At 39.9% G+C, this 19604-nt stretch carries 15 protein-coding genes and 1 pseudogene (1 of these 16 running past the window's edge); 12 read left to right on the top strand and 4 right to left on the bottom strand.

From position 1 onward, the window contains the following. Positions 1-246 precede the first annotated feature (246 nt). The 6 genes from FHG67_RS21060 to FHG67_RS21035 all read left to right on the top strand — a co-directional run bounded on the left by FHG67_RS21060 (position 247) and on the right by FHG67_RS21035 (position 7331). Positions 247-1617, top strand: coding sequence for a helix-turn-helix domain-containing protein (locus FHG67_RS21060; RefSeq protein WP_004500639.1), 1371 nt, complete (start codon positions 247-249; stop codon positions 1615-1617). 2 nt (positions 1618-1619) lie between these two features. Beyond that, entirely contained in the window at positions 1620-2630 is a 1011-nt protein-coding gene (locus tag FHG67_RS21055; RefSeq protein WP_004497444.1) for a hypothetical protein, read from the top strand. Positions 2631-2710: 80 nt separating this feature from the next. Beyond that, positions 2711-3748, top strand: coding sequence for a hypothetical protein (locus tag FHG67_RS21050; RefSeq protein WP_142499948.1), 1038 nt, complete (start codon positions 2711-2713; stop codon positions 3746-3748). A gap of 79 nt (positions 3749-3827) precedes the next feature. Beyond that, on the top strand, positions 3828-4214 hold the full coding sequence (locus tag FHG67_RS21045; protein WP_004497352.1) for a phosphatidylinositol phospholipase: 387 nt from the start codon (positions 3828-3830) through the stop codon (positions 4212-4214). Positions 4215-4858: 644 nt separating this feature from the next. Beyond that, positions 4859-5074 (top strand): hypothetical protein, encoded by a 216-nt coding sequence (locus tag FHG67_RS21040; protein WP_026054333.1) that lies wholly within the window; start codon positions 4859-4861, stop codon positions 5072-5074. A gap of 808 nt (positions 5075-5882) precedes the next feature. Beyond that, on the top strand, positions 5883-7331 hold the full coding sequence (locus FHG67_RS21035) for an MBOAT family O-acyltransferase (RefSeq protein WP_020782586.1): 1449 nt from the start codon (positions 5883-5885) through the stop codon (positions 7329-7331). On the opposite strand, the gene FHG67_RS21030 is transcribed toward FHG67_RS21035, so the two are convergent. Beyond that, positions 7316-8857 carry a hypothetical protein gene (locus FHG67_RS21030; protein ID WP_004497379.1) on the bottom strand — a complete coding sequence of 514 codons (1542 nt, stop codon included), beginning with the start codon at positions 8855-8857 and terminating at the stop codon, positions 7316-7318. The genes FHG67_RS21035 and FHG67_RS21030 overlap by 16 nt on opposite strands. A gap of 167 nt (positions 8858-9024) precedes the next feature. Between FHG67_RS21030 and FHG67_RS21025 the strand changes: the two genes are divergently transcribed. The 5 genes and pseudogenes from FHG67_RS21025 to FHG67_RS21950 all read left to right on the top strand — a co-directional run bounded on the left by FHG67_RS21025 (position 9025) and on the right by FHG67_RS21950 (position 18071). Beyond that, positions 9025-10620, top strand: a complete 1596-nt coding sequence (locus tag FHG67_RS21025; RefSeq protein WP_051017927.1) for a hypothetical protein — start codon at positions 9025-9027, stop codon at positions 10618-10620. A gap of 69 nt (positions 10621-10689) precedes the next feature. Next, a complete protein-coding gene (gene asd / locus FHG67_RS21020) occupies positions 10690-11739 on the top strand; it encodes an aspartate-semialdehyde dehydrogenase (RefSeq protein WP_004500653.1) in 1050 nt (349 codons plus the stop codon). A gap of 12 nt (positions 11740-11751) precedes the next feature. Further along, on the top strand, positions 11752-13710 hold the full coding sequence (locus FHG67_RS21015) for a hypothetical protein (protein WP_004500616.1): 1959 nt from the start codon (positions 11752-11754) through the stop codon (positions 13708-13710). Positions 13711-13748: 38 nt separating this feature from the next. Next, on the top strand, positions 13749-15203 hold the full coding sequence (pyk, locus tag FHG67_RS21010; RefSeq protein WP_004497337.1) for a pyruvate kinase: 1455 nt from the start codon (positions 13749-13751) through the stop codon (positions 15201-15203). A gap of 885 nt (positions 15204-16088) precedes the next feature. Next, positions 16089-18071, top strand: a pseudogene (locus tag FHG67_RS21950) (WGR domain-containing protein). 155 nt (positions 18072-18226) lie between these two features. On the opposite strand, the gene FHG67_RS20990 reads toward FHG67_RS21950, so the two are convergent. Genes FHG67_RS20990 through FHG67_RS20980 form a run of 3 tightly spaced genes read right to left on the bottom strand, consistent with a single transcriptional unit; the run spans position 18227 to position 19162 of the window. After that, entirely contained in the window at positions 18227-18484 is a 258-nt protein-coding gene (locus FHG67_RS20990) for a hypothetical protein (protein WP_002622496.1), read from the bottom strand. After that, entirely contained in the window at positions 18481-18864 is a 384-nt protein-coding gene (locus FHG67_RS20985; RefSeq protein ID WP_004500633.1) for an LBF_4227 family protein, read from the bottom strand. The genes FHG67_RS20990 and FHG67_RS20985 overlap by 4 nt, the downstream gene beginning before the upstream one ends. 19 nt (positions 18865-18883) lie before the next feature. Further along, positions 18884-19162, bottom strand: coding sequence for a DUF883 family protein (locus tag FHG67_RS20980; protein ID WP_002622607.1), 279 nt, complete (start codon positions 19160-19162; stop codon positions 18884-18886). Between the two features lie 248 nt (positions 19163-19410). On the opposite strand from FHG67_RS20980, the gene FHG67_RS20975 reads away from it, so the two are divergent. Beyond that, positions 19411-19604 carry the start of a hypothetical protein gene (locus FHG67_RS20975; protein WP_002622603.1) on the top strand. It continues 220 nt past the right edge of the window, so 194 of the gene's 414 nt are visible here — the first part of the coding sequence; its start codon is at positions 19411-19413; its stop codon lies off the right edge, out of view.

Genomic DNA, 19604 nt, shown 5'->3' with positions numbered 1-19604 from the left:
GAATTCTACCTTTACTCTATTGTCGGATATCCGACATTGAATCCTTATCGATACTGAATTTTGACTCGTGGAAATTTTATCTTCAAAAATCGAATAAAACTTTTTGCTTTCGATTTCGTTTCCAAATGGGGCTAAGGTTTTTTGCCTTCAATCATTTATCCAAAATTAGTATTTTTTCCTGAAGTTCTTGCTGTTTTAAAAGACGTTGTCGGATGTCCGACATTCTATCTGTACTTGGTTGACAGAATGCTTAATTTTAAACATCTTTCTTTTGTGCATCCGTCTTTGTTCAATCTATTGTTCTCAGATCATTCTTCTCCTAAAAACAAAAAGGAAGAATTTTCAAATGCTTTGGGTGAATGGATCCGAATTTCTAATGGAGTTTGCGGGGTTTTAACGTTGAGTTTTGATCACGGTAAAACCCTAGAAGAAGTTGCAAGTGTTGGTTATAACGAAGACGGCTTTTTTTATTCTTTTTTAGCTAGAGCTACTGGAAATTTAGATAAGCTCAATCTAAGTCCTGATTTTTTCCCTCTCTGGTTTTCCTCTATTGAAAACGATCTTTTTCACTCGGAGGCTGTCGGCTGTTTGGTCGGTGGAATTCGAGGAAATTCTTTTTTGGAAGGTTTTTTTCTGGTTGAGTTTCTGGAAAAACCTTCTGATGCGGTTCTTGCGCTTTGGGCTTTAGTTTCAAAAAAAATCTCGGAAACCCCCCGTTCCAATATTTCTATTTTACGCGCTCATTCTTCTTTCTCGACTCGGACCGATTTAAAAAAAGAAAGTCTTGGACAATTTTTGGCTGAGGTCTGCGGACTGCAATCTTGGCCAGATTGGTTCGAAAGAAAAAATTTTTGGATCCGAATCTCAGGCCCATCCGGCTCTGGAAAAAAAACCTTAGGCAAATGGTTACATCGAAATCTAAGTCCGGAAAAGGGAATCTTGGTGATTGGCTTTTTGCCCGAACAGATTTCCAAATTGGAAAAGTCTTTAGACGAATGGGTTCGAATGACCAATTGTGGGACAATTTTAATTGAAGGAACAGAAAAATTCACTTCACTTCAACAGAAATTTTTTTTCAAAATTCTTTCTGAGAATTCTGGAGATTTTCAGCTGATTTTTACGGAAACTCCGGGTGTAGAGCCAACTGAAATTTTCAGACCATTCCGAGAGCTTCTCCTCCAAAGGACGATTGTAGTCCCGGGCTTGGATGAGTTTAATTCCTCTCAAAAAAAATCTTTAATTGAACTGATTTTAGAAGAGTTGAAGGATTCCATGGGTCGTGAAGATCTTCGGTTGTCGGAAGAAAATTTACACAAAGTCCTAAAAATGAATTTTGGTAAAAATCTTTCGGGCTTGCGTAATCTTTTAGAAGAATCTATTTTGAGTTCTTCTGGTTCAGAAATCGGAATTCTGGACCGAAAGGAAAGCCGAGATCGGATTCTGACGATCCCGGATTCTGAGGATCTTGATCTTCGAAGGGCGGTTGAAGCGGTGGAAAGACAGAAAATTCTTCTAGCTCAAAAATTGTTCGGCGGGAATCAGATTCGAATGGCGCGTGCTCTTGGAATTTCCAGAGGATCTTTGCAGTATAAACTTAAACAATTGGAGATTGGTTAAAAGTGGATCTCGACTCACTCTACGAAGAACGAAAGACTCCCGGCGGATTTTTAGTTAAAGTTCGTCTTGCAAAAATGACCTATGTTGTTTTTACCCAAAAAGGACCTGAGGTTCCTCGAGGTTCGAAAAATAATTCAATAGTCGTCGCAGTTCCAAGAGTTGTTTTTTTAGGATCACAATTCAATCTTTCTCACTTTCGTCTTGGCGAGTTGAGTTTCGTAAATGTAAAACAAAGTAAACTTGTTATCCCTTATCAGCATTCCAATTCGGGAAATGAGGTCAGAACTATTTTTTTAAACAGTGGAAGTGATTGCGACGTTCTTCCGGTAGTTGTGTATCATTTTCAAAACAGTGAAGATTTAATTCGATCTAGAGAAGAAGGTGTGGAAATGCACCATCTCGTTTTGGATGAATCTTATCCCCGTCAAGATTTGATCACTTTGAAAATTCGATTTCCGTCTCTGAATATGCTGATTATTCGTAAAAAAGTGGTCGCTCATAAAGCGCCTGAGTCTCCGGCTGAAACAAACAAAGGGAAAGAATCCGGAATTGTAGATTTCAATAAAGTGAGAGCTGCGGACATTATGGATTCCGGAAATTTAAATATTCATTCTGGAAATCCGGTATTTTTGGCTCGGATTCATTTGAGGAGGATGGATCTTGAGAAAGTAAAACAACTTCTTTTGGATTTTCAGTTAAAACCGGAAGAAGTTTCCTTTGTTCGAACTTTTTTTGCGGTTATGATTCGCAATGAATTTGAAAAAGACGAGTTGAAACAAATTAAACAGAAACTTCTTAATCTAGATGAAGGTTTTCGTTTGGCCGAGTTGATTCTCGAGATGAAAGTTAAGGAGTTTGAAGTAGAACTTGAAAAAAACTTCGGTCCTGAAATCGCGAGCATGTGTTATGCGCTTCTTGAAAAAGAACAAGACCGAGCTGAAGAGGAAGAAAAAAGAATTATTCTCTGGGAATGGAAGTTAAGGGTGAAGCGTCTATTTCGAAAAAGCGCATGAGAATTTTCCTAAAAAATTCTAAAAAACAGTAAAAAAAGCTTCCTTTTTCTCGAAAAACAGACAAATTATAGAAAAATACTATGTTTTTTCGAACGAGAGCGATATTTTTGGCGCAATTTTTGCTTGCCGGACTTTTGGGTTTCGGAGTGTCCGGTGCATTGTCCGCTTCTGAAAGTGAGGTTTTGGAAGCGTCGAAAATCCTAGTGCATCAAGTAGAGGTAGATCGAGTTTTGTCTGTCCCCGTTGCGGGTGAAGTTTCGGCTTTGGATCAGGATGATTTTTTTGTTTTTAATTTAAGGACAGTTGGCAAAACAAAGCCTTACCGAGCGAATTCAATTGGGAAAGAAGTTTCATCTTCCGAGATGCACGGTGTTACTATAAATTTCCAAAGTTTACATTCTAATATTCAAAATTTCGATTTAAAATTTAAAAGTACTTTGCCGAGTGTTCGGGACTTTTCTACTCAAACTCAGATGTCGATTTTAACAAAAGCAGGTTCCGATTCGGTTATATCTTTGGAAGATTTTGAAAAACTCAAAATAGAGAATGCTTCTGTTTTGGGCGGCCATCGTAGTAGGGAAACTGTGATTTCCCATCTGATAAGGAATTTTTGGATTCTATCTTTGTTTCATCAGGGCTTATTTTGCTTGGAAGTTTCTTTAGCATTATCAGAGGATGATATTCGTCTTTCTCAACAAATCAAATTAGTGGGAAATTTAACGAAAAAAACTTTCATTCAAATAAGTCAATTCGATAGAAATCGAAAAGGATTTTTAGTCCGTTCTTTTCCAAATCTTATAAGAGTTTCGACTTCTTTAAATACTTTTTCGCGATTGGAGGAATTGATATTTCTACATCAAAAAGAGAAAGAAAATCAAATATATTCTCCTATCTTTTCGTTTGTTAGAAAGGGAATGAGATTGTTGCGCTTACCTTTTGTTAGCGTCGATCGAAACTTCGAGCTACTTACTTTAGGAATTCAAACCTATTATACATCACTAAAGACAATTGAAATCGAGAGGAATTATTCTCCAAGTGAAAAGGAGGATATTTCTTTTGAAACACCAACTAACGATGGAGTGGTCGGAATTAAAAAACGGTATAACCTTTTTAGCTGATTTTTCATATAAAAAATCGGCTCTTTGATAAAAGTCTAATTTTGTTTGTTTTTCAACCTACGGTTGAAAATCTTTGTCTATGGCTTCTAAAGTAAAACGATCTTCTTTTCAAAAATTGCTGAACGCAATGAAAAGAATGTCTCTTGAAGTAAACGATTACGAGATTTGTAGACGTCTCGAAACGATTATGATGACCAGCAAAGAAGACTTAAGTCAAGTCGTTGTAAAATCCCTTCTTGATAATCCATTAGATTTTGACCCAAAAACATTGCCCGAGCCTTATGGACAGTATATACGACATTTTATATATATGGTCAAAAGGAATAAAAAGCAGGGAATTGATACAAATTTCGATATATCGAGTAACTCAAAATCTTCCGAAAAACAAGTAGTATCAATTGAAAATTCCGTAAAAATCGCGCCATCTCCCAAAAAAGAAAAATCTAAAAAAACTTCAAAACGCTAAGATTTCCCCTTACCTAAGCACAGGGGAAAAGATCGAAAATTTAAATGCCAATAGGTCGTCATTAAAAGACTATAATTTGGCACGAGACGGCCTATTGACGGGAATACGGACGGCATCTGGGCAGATAAATAAATGTTTAAATTTGGGCACGGTTCTAAAAAGGCTTTTTCGTAGAGGTGCCCGTGTGGCCGAAGTAGTTCTATTAAAATGAATTTGATTGAAAGAGAAAATAGCGAAGAGTCATAATCGGATGACAAATGAACTGCTTAGAAATGGGTAGTTGGCTGACAGAAGCTTCCTTTTTTCCTATAGTTCTTAATCTGTTTTTGAAATTTTAAAATATAATTTTTCTGAAAACCCATATGTAGTGAGTAATTTTGTAGATGAGGCGCATATGATTTTGTTTAAAGGTCATCCGGCAAGCAGATTGTGTATATATGCCTAAATTAGGGCACACGTAATAAAAATAGAAGAGATACATTTTCTTAGAAATAGCATTTTATGGACGAGCCCCACACTCCCTATGGTGCCGAGCAAAATTAACGCCATTTTGTCATGTGTAGTGAAAGCTCCTGCTGATGCAGAAATGTCAGAAAAAGGTTTACGACCCTATTTCGTTTTTAAAAATAGAGCAACAGGAAATTATGGCTGAAGTAATTAAATTGCGGGTTAAATGCCATGCTTGCTCTTATATGATAGAGGGTTCGGCAAAGTACGGAGCAGGGCATTATGTTCCAGAAGGTGTCGATTTTGAGTTTGTAGCAATTGGAAAAATAGAAACCCCTAAGGGAAGAAGAGTAAAAGCTGAAATTTCAGCAATTTGTCCAAATTGCGGAGTAAAAAATAAATGGACTGTTTAATTTTAATTATAGGATTATATTTAATCATTAATAATAGAATAAATATAGTCAAATCGAACTCAAGAAGACCACCGTTCCATAGGCTACAGCTTTTTACTTGTAAAAAGTATGATTTTCTGGTGGAAAAATCTCCCAAGTCTTTCCATTCCCGCCATCTAAAATTAGGAAACTCAGATACAGCGCTTCCTATGGTGGTTTTAGGCCGCTCGCTCTACGGACGTAAATTTTACAGAAGATTTGTCGTAATTCCAACTATTTTTGGATCTAAGTAGGTTATGACGCGCCCGACCGGTAAAATTTATAGATTTGCTTGTTTGCCCTATTGAGAAGTTTAATTTGAAAGAAAGTTTGAATTGAAACTTAAAATGAAAAATAAAATTTTAGATTAAAAATGATAATTTAAATATGATTATAATAATTAATTTTATAGGATTAAATATAATCTTTAAATTAATAATAATATTAATCAATTTAATATATTTTCTAAATTCATAAAGTAATTTGAACTCGATATAACAAATGCGAAAGCGATTATATGTTTCGACCCATAGGGAGAAACATTGAGTTAAATTCTGAAGGAATTGGAACATTGAGTTAAAGCGCGGTCGCGAGCTGCGACGACGATCATAGGGAGTCGTTGCATTGAGTTTCTTATTCGCCCAAACTTTCAACCGTCGAACTCACGTTAAAAAAGAGGCAAAACATATATCCGCTCAAGTTGACCTTTCGAACTGAAATGTCGGATTGAATTGAAAAACAACTGGAGGATTTCCGTTTTGTCGGGATTTTGGATGTAGTTTCGGTTTCGATGAATTTTACAACTCCACAATATTTTCTTTTTTTTACAATCGTTTGGTGTGTTCGGTGGGTTTTTACCGTAATTTATCCAAGGAAAAATTCATTTGTTCTTGGCTTTTTACTTTTGGTCAGTTATTGCTTTTATCTTTCTTGGGACTATCGCTTCGGGGCTTTGATTCTTTTTACTACAGTTTTGGATTATTCTGTCGGAAGAGCTTTAAGCTTTCAGAAAAATCTTCGTAAAAGAAAAGTTCTTCTTTTTCTTTCATTATTGGGAAATCTTTCCGTTCTTGTATTTTTCAAATACTTTCATTTTTTTATGAATTCATTTCTGACCCTTTTTCATTCTTTCGGTTGGCAAATTTCTGCGCCGACTTTAAAGGTCATTTTGCCTGTTGGAATTTCGTTTTATACGTTCCAATCTCTTAGCTATTCGATCGATGTTTATAGACAACGGATTCAACCGGAAAAAAATTTTTTCCATTATGCCTTATTTTTGTCCTTCTTTCCTCAACTCGTTGCGGGTCCGATCATTTCCGCGAAAACCCTTTTGCCTGCGTTACGTAACATGTTTAGCTGGGATAATGTTCCTTTTCGGGAAGGGATTTGGCTGATTCTTTTAGGTTTTGTGAAAAAGGCAGTGATCGCAGACCGAATCTCGGTAGTTTCCGATTTCGCTTATCAATTTCCGGAGTCGATTTCGACTTTTTTTGCGTGGTTGGGAGTTATTTCTTATTCGATCCAGATTTACTGTGATTTTTCCGGTTATACGGATATCGCCATCGGTTCCGCGCTTCTTTTGGGGGTTCGTTTGCCCGAAAATTTCAAACTTCCTTATACCGCTACGAGTTTTTCCGATTTCTGGGGAAGATGGCATATTTCTCTTTCTAGTTGGCTTCGAGAGTACCTTTACATTCCTCTTGGAGGGAATCGGATCGCTGATTTTACAACGTACCGAAACCTTTTGATTACTATGCTTCTCGGCGGGCTTTGGCACGGTGCGAGTTGGAATTTTGTGATCTGGGGTTTTTTACACGGGATCTTATTGGCTTTGGAACGATGGTTTCGGAATTCTGTGAGTTTGCCATGGAGGGAAGATTCTATCTTTAGTCGCGGAATGAAATTTTTATATCAAATTTTTGTAATTCTTTCCGTTTGTTTGGTCTGGGTTTTTTTCCGTTCGAAAACGTTTTCTGGGTCGATTGGACTTTTCAAAACTTTATTTTTGTTTCGTGACGGTATCGAACCGACTTATACGATGCAGAATCATTTTTTTACGATTCTTCTTTTTATGGCTTTGGCCACTTGGATCGGTAAAAAGGAGGAACTTTCCGAAGCCTTTTCTCGTTTTAGGGAAAATCTTCACTGGAGTCTTTTTGCTCTTTTAAGCGCCTTGGGTTTTATCGTGGGTGTTGTTTTGACCGTGGAAACAAAACCCTTTCTTTATTTCGTTTTTTGAAAAGGTTTGCGTAAGGTTTGCCCGATTTTACGGAAATCTACGTATAAATAAATTCTGAATTCTCCGCACTGCGTTTTTCCGGACGGCGTTCCGTATATTTCTTGGATACGATTTTCTCCCAATCCCTGGGTAAAAACAGCGACGGTTCCCGGATAGTCCTTGAGATACCATTCTCGGTTTGAAATCGTATGAGAACCTTCTAATGTTCTATATGTAACATGAATGGATGGGATTTTCTTTTTGGAAAAGACTCGGATTCTTTTCGCGGTCCAAAAGTCGGAAATAACGAGTGAAATCGGCGTTTTTTCGGAAATTTCGTCCACGCATTGCGCTTCCTGTGGCACTGTCCGGAAAAGACGATAAAGCGAATTCTCTATATTTTGAGGTGCTTTTTGTCCGATGAACAAGAGTAAAAGAAATAGAAGAAAGATCGTCAGTGTCAAAGTTCGCTTTGGAAACTCGGTCATAGAGAGCAGTAAGAATGGGGCCAAGATCAAAGCGGGAGACACATAACGTAGACTATACTCGTCGATATACAATCCGGTTAAGATTGGTGCAAAGAAAAGAATCGCAAAAAAGAAAAATAAAAAGGCGGTTGATTTTGATTTTTTAATCCTGATCAAACTAAGAACCAATGCAATGATTAGGATCGAAATTAAGATTGCGGGAATTGGAATCTTGCTCTTGAATCCGGAAAGAATCCAAGCCTGTGCTTCCATAAAAAAACGAGCACCGTCCATTGCCGCCCGCGTCAGAGAAAGATTGATGGGAATTTTTCCAGACCTTTCGATAAACAAAAAAGATTTGAGAATCGCATGTAAGATCAAACCTGCAATCCCCGAAACTATTAAAATTTTGGAACTTTTCGGGAATAAACGTTTCCATCCCGATCTTTGACTCCGCTGGGAAGGAAATAGAAATCCTGCCAGAATTCCAGGAACAATCAATTCTACGAATAGGATGCGATCGGATGCGACTGTGAGCGCAATCCAAATGGTTAAGATCCATACTTGACGTTTTTGGAATGTTTTGTGAATCAGCGGCCAGGCGCATAAGGTTACCAAAAACGCGCTCGTATGAATGGAGGGTAAAAATATAATATAAAGAGTTGGAAAATTTTTTGCGATCAAAAGTAAAAGCGAAATAAGAAGTAAAATCCAAGATCTAACTCGCCTTATTTCTTTGGGGGAAAGAGATTTTCCTTTTCTTTCTTCTTTTGCGAAAATCCAGAAACGTTCCATCAAAACGGCAAACAAGATCGTTTGTAAGAGCGCGAAACAGATCAGTGCCTTTTGTGCGTTTTCAAAAATTAAAAGAAGTATGGATACGATCGGAAAATCCGGAAAGAAATACGGGGAAGGGGTAAAGGACCAAGAAAGAAAATTTCCCCCATCCACTAACACGTCCAAGGCGAGCGTGGGAAGATAGAGGATATCCGAGTTTAGATAGATTTCCTGAGGGCTGAGAGCTAAAGAAAAAAGAAGGGAAGCAAAAAATAAAATTAAACTGAAGACGTATTGTAACATTCTATCAAAAGGTAAGACTCAATTTGTAAAGCGGCATCGTTTTGGTTTCCTTTTTGTGGTATCTTTCGGTCTAAGTCAATGGTAAAGCTAAAAAAGAAGTTCCTGGACATGAGTTTGGATTCTAAGAATTTGTGGTTTTGGAGTATTCAAAGAAAGGAACATTTATTTTGGATCGAACGAAAAACATAGAGCCTAAGGCCGGTAAATATAAACGTACAAATAACGGACTTCTTTTGGCGGCCGGGATCTTAATTTTGTGTCTATTCGACTTTCTGTTCTTTCGGGTTTTGATTTGGAAAGTTCCGAATGAGTCCCCTTGGAGCTCAAATCACTTTTATAATTTTTTATACGAATACTTTGCGCTTCGAGAAAAACAAAAAAGCCGTCCTAGAATTTTGATCGTAGGTTCGAGTATCGCTCATTATTCTTTCGACAGAGAATCCTTTCGCAAGGAGATTTTCGAAAGAACCGGCAAAGAAGTTGAGGTGGAGTTTCTTTCTTACGCCGGAATGACTCCTTTGGATGTGTGGCTCTGTCGTAACAAGATCGTGGAATTAGAACCTGATTTTGTCGTTTTTCCAATCAACTTTATTGATTGGAGATTACACCGCGCGTATTCTTTGAATCCTTCCAACAAAAACGAAACGATCGATTCGAAGCTTCTTCTTTTGGACGCACTCAATTTTTTCGAGGCTCCTCAATCCCGTTTTATCTTTCCTTTGGAAACTGTGCTTGCGTTCTTTTCTGAGCTCGGATTTGTGAGAACTAGCGAATATATATCCGCTTCTTTTTTCGGATTTTATCGATACAAGGATATCTTTTGGAAAAATCTACGATCCCTTTATGATCATCGTTACGGAAGAAACACGAGTTATCACGGATACAACGGCGTTCAAATCCCGGAGCGGGTGACTTCTCTGGGTTGGACCGGTAAAAAATTTTCCTTTAACCTCACGGAAGGAATGAAAAGAGAAGGTTTTTTCGTTCAAATCGTGCCTGAAATTCTTTTTTCGGGTCCGCTAAAGATCACATTCCAAAAAAAGAATACGATTCGTACTTTTTCCTTTTCCGAACCTGGTTGGAAGAAAATTTTATTGGGAAACTTTTTCGATTCCGAGGATCCGGGCTTGCCAATTACCGCGGAGCTTTCCAATACCTGGATCCCTTACTATGCCGAAGGGGAAAATAAGGATTGGAATTACGATAGGCTTGGTGTCCGACTGCAACAAACCTTCGGTACGGATTTTCCGAGAAACGGAATGCAATACACGAGAGAGGAGAGGCTCGAAGATCTTCGTTATTTGGGTATGAGCGATTTAGAATATTCTAAATACTTTAATTTTCGTCTACTTGAGGACTACGCTCAGAGGCCCGGGATAGGTTACTTGATTGCTCTTAAGGACGCCAAACTTCGGATTCGAGAGGAGAAATTCGTTCCCGTTCTTCATTTTCAATATCTGAAAAAATTTGCCGATTTCTTAAAGGAAAAAGAAATCCCTCTTTGGATCGTAAATAATCCCGAAAATCCGATCAGTTTGGATTGGTATCAATACTCGAGTTGGTATAAGGATCATCTTTTGTTCCTGAAAGATATTTCTGGGAATGGGGTTTGGTTTAGCGATCTGAAAGATTCTCTTTCCATGCAAGATTTCAGCGACTATCATCATTTTACTTTTCCGGGTATGGTAAAAATGAGTCCGATTTATGCGGGAGAATTCGTCAAAATTTCTGAAAGACAAAGACGCCATCCTTTGAAACCTTGATAAACGAGCCGAACCGTATTCGGCAAAATAACGCAGATTGTGAGGGCGGTTTACCGTTTAATTTAAATTATGAGCAGGGTCAAAGTTGCCGTTTTAGGAGCCACCGGTTCCGTAGGTCAGCGATTTATTCAATTGTTGGATCGTCATCCGTACTTCGAGGTTACGCACCTTTGCGCTTCCGAGAAAAGCGCGGGAAAAACGTACGGTGATGTGATGAAGACGAGATGGAAAATCTCTTCCGATATCCCTGCTTATGCGAAAAATATGGTCATTACCACTCCCGATCCCGCTAAAACGAAAGATGTCGTATTAGCATTTTCCGGTTTGGACTCAAACATCGCCGGCGAAGTGGAAACGAATTACGCGAATGCGGGAATCCATATCATTTCAAATTCTAAAAATCATAGGATGGACCCAACGGTTCCTCTTCTCTCCGCGGAAGTAAATTCTTCCCATTTGGATGTTTTAACTTCTCAGAAAACGAAAGGTAAGATTATCACTAACTCGAATTGTACGATTATGGGGGTTACGATTTCTCTTAAACCTCTTTTTGATCGTTTCGGTATCGAGTCCGTTATGCTCTTTTCCATGCAGGCGATCAGCGGTGCGGGTTATCCGGGTGTTCCTACGATGGATATTTTAGGAAACGTGGTTCCGTATATCGGAGGGGAAGAAGAAAAGGCGGAACTTGAACCTTTGAAGTGTCTCGGAAAAGTGGAAAACGGAAAAATTCTACACGCCGATTTTTCAATTTCCGCGCATTGCAATCGGGTCCCGGTTTTCGACGGCCATACGGTTTGTGTTTCCGTAAAATTTAAAAAGAAACCTTCTAAGGAAGAAATTCTTTCCGCTTGGAAAGAATTTTCAGGGGAACCTCAGAAGTTAGGTCTTCCTTTGGCTCCGAATCCGGTTCTTCTTTATAAGGAAGAAGAGGATCGGCCACAACCTAGATTAGATTTGGATACCGGCAAAGGAATGACTACGGTGATAGGCCGTCTCAGACCCGATCCGATTTTCGATTGGAAATATGTCGTTTTAAGTCACAATACGATTCGAGGAGCGGCGGGGGCTGCGTTATTAAATGCAGAACTTCTTTACAAAAAAAATTTCTTGGAATAATAATGACATTCCATGCTGGAGCCTCAATCCTCTGAACTCAAAGTGGCGGATTATAATACCGCATTACAGTTGACTCAGTCGCTTGAGGCCAGAAACGATTTTCAATATAAGAAAATTCATAAACTTTTACTCGTTATCGGCGATTGGACGGATAAATTCATGGCCAATAAAGTCCTTCCTAACGTCGATCAATTGGCAAGGGAATTGAGTCTTGATAAAGATAAGACTTTACAATTTCTCAAGGAACTTTGCACGAGATACAAACCTCCGATCATAAAAAAAATCTGTATGGTGGATTTTAATCCGGCCGAAGATTCGTCCGACGGTAGGATCGAATCTTGTCTCAAAATGAATCCTGTATTTGCAAGACCACAACCGACGGACGCTTCCACCAGTCATCGATACGTGGACGGCGCAAATCAAATCACATTCAATGCTATTCAACGTTGGGTGAAGGAAAATAGGGCTCTTCCGAGTAAGAAAGAATTTATCAAACAAATTCATTCCGCAATTTCGGAGAATAAACTCTCAAATACGTATGCTTCCACCGAAATCGGAAAACTTTTTAACGATCCCTTTGACACTAACCCGGAGCTCAAACAAATCACGGTAAACATTCATCTCAAACCAGTTCTCAAGAAATTGGTGGAACAAAAGGTTTTATTCTTTTTTAGAAACGAACAAGCTTTTAATCCCGGGAACCGTTCCGTATTTTACTACAACGTCCGTGAGGAAATTCTCGCAAGAATCGAAGCGTATAAAGCTTTTCTAATGGATCATTTGATTCCTGAACTGCAAAGTATCGGAGCTATAAACGTCTTGTCCGAGGAGGAAAAGGAAAATACGCGTAGTCTTGTTAATTTCATTATGCCTTATATGAGTCCCGCTTACGGAGATCAAAAGACGGCGATGGAAGAGCTCCTTGTTCTGATTCGCTTTGAGGAAGAAGACAAGGAAAAGAAAGAAAAGGAAGAGAAAAAAGCCAAACTGAGCGAGATCGTAGATTATATCAAATCCGCTAATCGTCTCGTAGATCTGAATTTTCTTCGTTTTCGAGGTCAGCAAATCGAAGAGGATATTCGAGTTCTTGTCACCAATCACGACCAGATTCTTCATACCGAATTTGCGGACAAAAACACGCTGTATAATTATGTTCTTCACAAACTTTCGATTTCCGGCGCCATTGAGGCGGCGAGAAAAACTTTCGCTTCGACCGGAAATGACAATGAGATCATGATCTTGGATCGAATGAAAGTGAAGGACTTTATCGAAGATCGGGATTTGATTTCTTCCTTTGATAAGTTGGAATTATCCAGTTTGTTTAAGTATCTTCCTTTTTTTACGAGACTTTGGAGAAACATTTTCGGAAACATTACGGTTCATAAATCCGAAGTGGAACAAATCCGCGCTCACAACACGATCGAGCTGAACAAACGAATCATGGAAGCTCGTAATAAAAAAATTCAAGAAGATATGTCCAAACTCGCGGAAAAAAGAGTAAAGGAGAAGGAACTTGCGGAGAAAAACGCACGGAAACAGCAAACCGCAGATATGAAACAGGAAAAAACTTCTCCCGCTGTGGTCCATAAGGAAGTTGATCCCCTGGGAGCCAAACTTCTGGAAAGAACTTTGGACATCTTGGACGATTACTGGTCGAATCATCAGTATCCGGATCGAAACATTCTTTTATACGAAATGGACGGGGAGATTGACGAAGACGGTTTGGTCAACTTCCTGAAAAAATACGGAAAAAACAACATTTTCTCCTTCATGGTGAGAAATCAGGAGGATAAATATACGTTTCCGATTCTTATTACGAAACGTTATTTAAAAAAAAACGGAAAGAATCTTTTGGAGAAGGCTTCCGCTGTCATTGATGAACAAAAGAATGCGAGTATGCCCGATCAGGATTTGTTCGACTTTTGCATTTCTTTGGAAGCTTTTCTGCGAAAAACCATGCCTAAAATCTGAATTGTCCTAAGGTCCGCTCTCCCGAATAAAGGTATTACATGAAGAGCGAATCCTCCGTAATTAGAAAAACGAAAATTATCTGTACCATCGGTCCAGCAACCTCCGATAAAAAAATGATTCAAGCGCTTGCGGAGGCGGGGATGAATGTGGCGCGCCTGAACATGTCCCACGGTAACCACGACTTCCATAGAAGTATCATTCGTAATATTAAATCTCTCAATAAGGACGTTCTGAAAAATCCGATCGCGATTCTACTCGATACGCAAGGACCCGAAATCAGAACGGGGGATCTTCAGGTGGATCACCTGGATCTAAAGGTGGGCGAGACGTTCATCTTTCATATCATTCCCGGGGAAGAGTCCGAGGAACAATCCGTGTTCGTAAATTACAAAGACATTGTGAAGGACTTAAAAGTGGGCGATCCTGTGACCGTAGACAACGGACTGATCAACCTTGTCGTAGAAGAGATCAACGACTCGGCGCTCAAGTGTAAGGTTCTAGACGGGGGAAGATTGGGTTCCAGAAAACACATCAATCTTCCCGGAATTCGAGTTAATCTTCCGTCGATTACGCCGAAGGATCACAAGGATATCCTGTTCGGATTGGAAGAGGACGTGGACTTTATCGCTCTTTCTTTCGTTCGTTCTGCCGAAGACATCAATCAATTGAAACAAATCATCGAAGAAAACGAAGGGCACGCGCAGGTTATCGCAAAGATAGAGGATCAAGAAGCCGTTCGTAACATGAAAGAAATCGTGGCGGTTTCGGACGGTGTGATGGTCGCGAGAGGGGATTTGGGGGTGGAAGTTCCGATCGAGGAATTACCGATCCTTCAAAGAGCGATCATCAAAGAATGTGCCCTCAAGGGAAAAAGAGTCATCGTGGCGACTCATCTTTTGGAATCGATGATTAACAATCCTTCTCCCACAAGAGCCGAGGTCACCGACGTCGCGAATGCGATCTACGAAGAGGCGGATGCGATCATGTTATCGGGAGAAACCGCCGCGGGTAAGTTTCCGGTTCGGTGCGTGGAAATGATGGACAAGATCGCACAACGTGTGGAGAAAACGGGCGGTGTGGATTACGTTAAGGATAAAATTCCACAGGATAAAAAGGAACAGATGGCAAGGTCCGCCGCGGAACTTGCGGATTCCCTAAAATGTCCGGCGATTATCGTCATTACGAGAAGGGGAACAACGGCGCTTAACGTTGCCGGTTTTCATCCGCATTATCCTTTGATTTATGCGTTTACAAACATGACTACGGTTAGGCGAAAACTCTGGCTCACTCGCGGTGTGATTCCGTATCGGATCGATTTTTCCAAAGATCCGGAAAAAACGATCCGGCTCGCGATCGAAACTCTCAAAAAAGCGGGAAGAATAGAGGATGGGGATCAGGTTGTGATTCTTTCGGATATCATCGCCGGAGAGGACCGGGTGGAAACGATCCAGATCCGCGAGGTGAAAACATATTTTAACGTGAGTTCGGCGTAAGAAAGTTTGGGCGAATAAGAAACTAAAGTGTTGCTCTCTAACATAACCAGCCCCACAAATACTTGGATCCGAAGATAAATCTGTCGGAATTCCGACAAATCCTCTGTAAAACGATCGGCCCCACCCTGATTTTTGGGTGATGAGCGACCCGTAGGGAGCAAATCATTGAGCCTGGAGGCGGAAAGGCTCGGGAGATTTTTCTCTATCAGAAAATCATACTTTTTGCAAGTAGAAAGTGGGATTCTTGTCGGAACACTTGAAATATATCAGTTTTTGATCCTTATTGTTCCAAACTTCTTAACTTGTGGGTAAGGTTACGGCTATCTATGGATCGGCATAACTCAGCGGCTGCCTCTCTATGGATCGGCATAACTCAGCGGCTGCCTCTCTATGGATCGGCATAACTCAGCGGCTGCCTCTCTATGGATCGGCATAACTCAGCGGCTGCCTCTCTATGGATCGGCATAACTCAGCGGCTGCCTCTCTATGGATCGGCATAACTCAGCGGCTGCCTCTCTATGGATCGGCATAACTCAGCGGCTGCCTCTCTATGGATCGGCATAACTCAGCGGCTGCCTCTCTATGGATCGGCAGCCAGGTCGCAACATAATAATCGCTTTCGCATTTTCTTACGCCGAACTTACGTTAAATAGATTTTGTTCTTGAAATTTTTAAACGGCTCAAGGACTTTGAGATCTATTTTTTAATAGGAAATCTTTAATTTAATAATAGCTGTAAAAAGCCGATTCCATACGGGGATTTGATCGAATCATTGGTATCTTCGGGTTTTACGGAAGCTCCTTGAAATTAAGAACAATCTACGGCGTATTCCAAATCTCGATTTCATTTTATCAAAAAATAATAATATACTAAAGTATGATAGACATGCAACACCGCTTAATATTCAAAGACGAAAAATCGGACAAGTTCTGGAACGTGGAAGTTTCCGGAAAATCCTTTACGGTTACTTACGGTAAGACCGGCACAGCCGGAACGTCCCAAACTAAAACTTTCGACAGCAAGGAAAAATGTCTGAAAGAGGCCGAAAAATTGCTCTCGGAAAAATTAAAAAAAGGTTATATGGAAAAAGGTTCGAAAACGTCTCCCCAAAATAAAAAAACTTCCGTAAAGACGTCCGATGATTTTTCCAAAGAATGGGAAAACATCGTCAATTCGAAGAATTTGCAGAAAGATTTAATAAAACATTTTCTCTATCTGGCCGATTCCTCCGGATTCGAGTCCATAGTGCGTAAAGTTTTTGAACATGCAAAGGCGGCAAAAATAAACGGCAAAAACATTGATCGTAGAATTCAAAAACGGAGAAACTCTTACGGCGTTGTCTCCGGGCAATCCGAATTCCTTTAAAAAATTTCCAAAATCATTTCTTAAGCTGATTGAAAAGCACAACACGTTAAAAACAGATCGGTTGGAACTGGGAAAGTGTTACTTTGATTTCGGTATTTTCGACGAAGGCGATCGGGTCTATGAGATTTTCGATGGCAAGGCGAGTAACGTTCTCTGTCCGCTACACTATCAGGATAACTCCGATTGGATCTATCACCCGACGGAAAAAAACAAAGAAGGGGAACCCGCCATTTTTCCGGTGATCCACGAACTGGAAGACGAAATCAATCCGATTTATTATAACGTAGGCTCGCTCTTTTTACAACAACTTGCCGATGAGTTCGAAATTGAAGTCGAAATACCGATAATCGAGCGTCCGTCGGATCCGGCGGGGGACGTGAAGTCCGCTTGGTGGAACAACCTGAGCGAAGCTTGGAAACAAGCGCTGAGAAACCAATTCGAAAATAAAGAAAAAGAACCTACATTCGAAACAATACTAACTTTGGAAGAACTCAACTTAAACGGGACCGCGATCACCGATCTGAAATCTTTGGAAATGCTGCTATCCGAAAAGAAATTTAAACTAGAAGTTATCCGCCTTAACGACACTGCCGTTTCCGATCTTTCGATTTTGGCGATGGCCGGAAAAAAGCTTTTTAGCGTTGATATCTCCGGAACGCCTGTGAAAGACGTTTCGATGTTAAAAGAAATCAATTTCTTAACCGCCGACGGATGTACTGAGTTGGATTTTGCAACTGTAGTGAAATTGAAAAAGTTGAACCGACTTTCCCTGCGTGCGAGATACGAAATTAAACGATCTTGAGTTTCTCCACGATTTTACACAGCTCGAACAACTGAATATCAACGGTACTCCGCTTACCGACGAACAAATCGAGAAATTTCATGAACGTTTTAAAAAGAATCGATCGGAAAAAAACAAAACGGCTTCCTACAAACGTGATCCGTTAAAGTTGGACATCCATCCTGAAAATCGAAGATCCGTTATTGAGGGCTCTCGCGGATAATAGCGACTATAAACCGGAACTTGCTCTGGAAGCCGGAGAAAAATTGTTGGCCCAAAGAGCGGAACGAAAAGATACCAATCAAATCCTCAAAGATCTAATCGCCATCTGCGATAAACAATGGCGCAAGTATCTTTATATTAAAACCTCCGAAGGCAAAAAGAAATTTGAGTTCTTCAGCCAAAGTGAAGAACGATTTCAGTATATTCTCAAATCGGGGGATTTTACGAGTCCCGTATCGATTTCCGTCGTTGTCGATCCGATCGCCGAGATCGTCGAATTGATTCCCTTTATCTACAAAAATAAAAAAAATTACACATCTTTCAACACTATCATCAAAGATGATTCGTTTTTTCACGTCCGCGTCATTCAGAGGATCATCTCCAAGACCAAATACCACGATGTGACAATTGCCCAGGTCGAAGAAGCCGTGAAAAAATCGGACTACGTGGAGTATGAAATCAACGAAAAAGGAGACATGTATATCAAGGTGAGGAAATAAAATCTGGGGATACGGAAGTAAGACAATCTATGTAACTTTTACGATCGGCCCGTTATAATCGATTCTTCCAATCTATTATCGTTTCAATTTTTGATTTGTTCCGTCAAACGGAAATGGAAACACAAAACATCCGGTGGCAAATACAAGAGCGGCGATCACTCTTCCGGCGGATAAACGTTATCCGGCACCTTGAGAAAAGATTGTAAGAGTTTCCCCATTCCCAACTTGTCGAGAGCGTCCACGATCATTCCCGTGTAGTTGATCGAAGACTGAAATTTTTCAAACTCCAAGCGTACTCTGAGTTTCTGGATGTGAAGATAGAGTTTTAATTCCTCCAAATTCATGTCGGAAGGATCCTTTCCGAAAAAACGATCGCTTCCGTCGAAAGGATTGAGATCCGGAAATTCTTTCATGACCGATCCTTGATTTTGAGGAAAGAGGCGGCGAGCCAGAGAAAAAAGATGGAAAGAGAAAAACTTGCTCCGCCGACACCGAGACTCGAGAGGAGAAGGTCTCCTCCGGAGATTTTATGCAGGAAAATAAAAAGTGCCCCTAAAAAGCCGACGGAGCCGAACGCGAAAAAAAAGAGACCGATCTTTAGAAAAATATAAGCTTGGATTCCAGCTTGAAATCTTTTCGTTAAGAATTTTTGTCCGTAGAGAAGAAGAGTTTGGAAGTATTCCAGAATGGAATCGACCAAAGCGAGAAAGTGCGATTTAAGATCGTTTCCCCTTTTCGTATGTTCGTCATTATACGATTCCTTTGCGGAATCTGATTTTCTTTTTTTTGCCATCGGGGTTGTTCGCGGTTTTTTATTTTCTACGGATCAGCATTCCGACGAGTAATCCGATTCCGAGTCCTACTCCGAGTCCGATCAAGGTGGCCTTCTGAGGATTTTCTTTGATATAAACTCCGGTTTGGTCAATAATTTGTTTCGCCCTTTCCGATGTGTCGCCGGAGATTTGTTTGATCTTTTCCTTGAGATCGGATACGTGCTCTAAATATTCCTCACGGGCTTTTCCGGTGATTCTTTTTGCTTTGTCTTTTAAAGACTCCACTTCTTCGTTAAAATCTTCCGTTTTAGATGTCATGGTTGTTTCCCCCTAGTTCTTTTTTCTGAGTTTTACATCGTGGAATCAACCACTTTCGCCGTTTTGGAACCAGGTTTTTCTCTCGAATTTTGAAGTCTAATGAAAAGATTGGTGAAATTTCATTTAAGAAAAAGCGGAATGACTCGAATTTTTCAATTGTATGATGGTCGTCGAAAAATTGGAGCGTTTCGATTTTCAATGTGAAAATTTTTTACACAAATATTTCATCCTAAAAACAGGAAAAACGTATGAATTGGATCAGTAAACTGGTTCGTCTGAGAAGACGTCAAAAACAAAGAATCTTCAATAGGGCGTACAGGCAGGCTTTGAAGTTGATGAAAAAGGAATTCAAAGCGGAAAGAGAACGTCATCTTCAAGCGGAAAAGGAACTGGAAAAATATTACAGAAAAGACGTGGACACGGAGGCTAAAAAAACCCGGAA

The organism is Leptospira weilii, assembly GCF_006874765.1.
Lineage (GTDB): Bacteria > Spirochaetota > Leptospiria > Leptospirales > Leptospiraceae > Leptospira > Leptospira weilii.
Note: the sequence above shows the minus strand (reverse complement) of the source record. Positions and strands in the feature narration are given on the sequence as shown.

Excerpts from the sequence above, each read along its gene's own strand:
- pyk (WP_004497337.1), top strand. The coding sequence starts at position 13,749 with ATGAAGAGCGAATCCTCCGTAATTAGAAAAACGAAAATTATCTGTACC.
- FHG67_RS20980 (WP_002622607.1), bottom strand. The coding sequence starts at position 19,162 with ATGACATCTAAAACGGAAGATTTTAACGAAGAAGTGGAGTCTTTAAAA.
- asd (WP_004500653.1), top strand. The coding sequence starts at position 10,690 with ATGAGCAGGGTCAAAGTTGCCGTTTTAGGAGCCACCGGTTCCGTAGGT.
- FHG67_RS21050 (WP_142499948.1), top strand. The coding sequence starts at position 2,711 with ATGTTTTTTCGAACGAGAGCGATATTTTTGGCGCAATTTTTGCTTGCC.
- FHG67_RS21040 (WP_026054333.1), top strand. The coding sequence starts at position 4,859 with ATGGCTGAAGTAATTAAATTGCGGGTTAAATGCCATGCTTGCTCTTAT.
- FHG67_RS21015 (WP_004500616.1), top strand. The coding sequence starts at position 11,752 with ATGCTGGAGCCTCAATCCTCTGAACTCAAAGTGGCGGATTATAATACC.
- FHG67_RS21060 (WP_004500639.1), top strand. The coding sequence starts at position 247 with ATGCTTAATTTTAAACATCTTTCTTTTGTGCATCCGTCTTTGTTCAAT.
- FHG67_RS21030 (WP_004497379.1), bottom strand. The coding sequence starts at position 8,857 with ATGTTACAATACGTCTTCAGTTTAATTTTATTTTTTGCTTCCCTTCTT.
- FHG67_RS21045 (WP_004497352.1), top strand. The coding sequence starts at position 3,828 with ATGGCTTCTAAAGTAAAACGATCTTCTTTTCAAAAATTGCTGAACGCA.
- FHG67_RS21035 (WP_020782586.1), top strand. The coding sequence starts at position 5,883 with ATGAATTTTACAACTCCACAATATTTTCTTTTTTTTACAATCGTTTGG.
- FHG67_RS20985 (WP_004500633.1), bottom strand. The coding sequence starts at position 18,864 with ATGGCAAAAAAAAGAAAATCAGATTCCGCAAAGGAATCGTATAATGAC.
- FHG67_RS20990 (WP_002622496.1), bottom strand. The coding sequence starts at position 18,484 with ATGAAAGAATTTCCGGATCTCAATCCTTTCGACGGAAGCGATCGTTTT.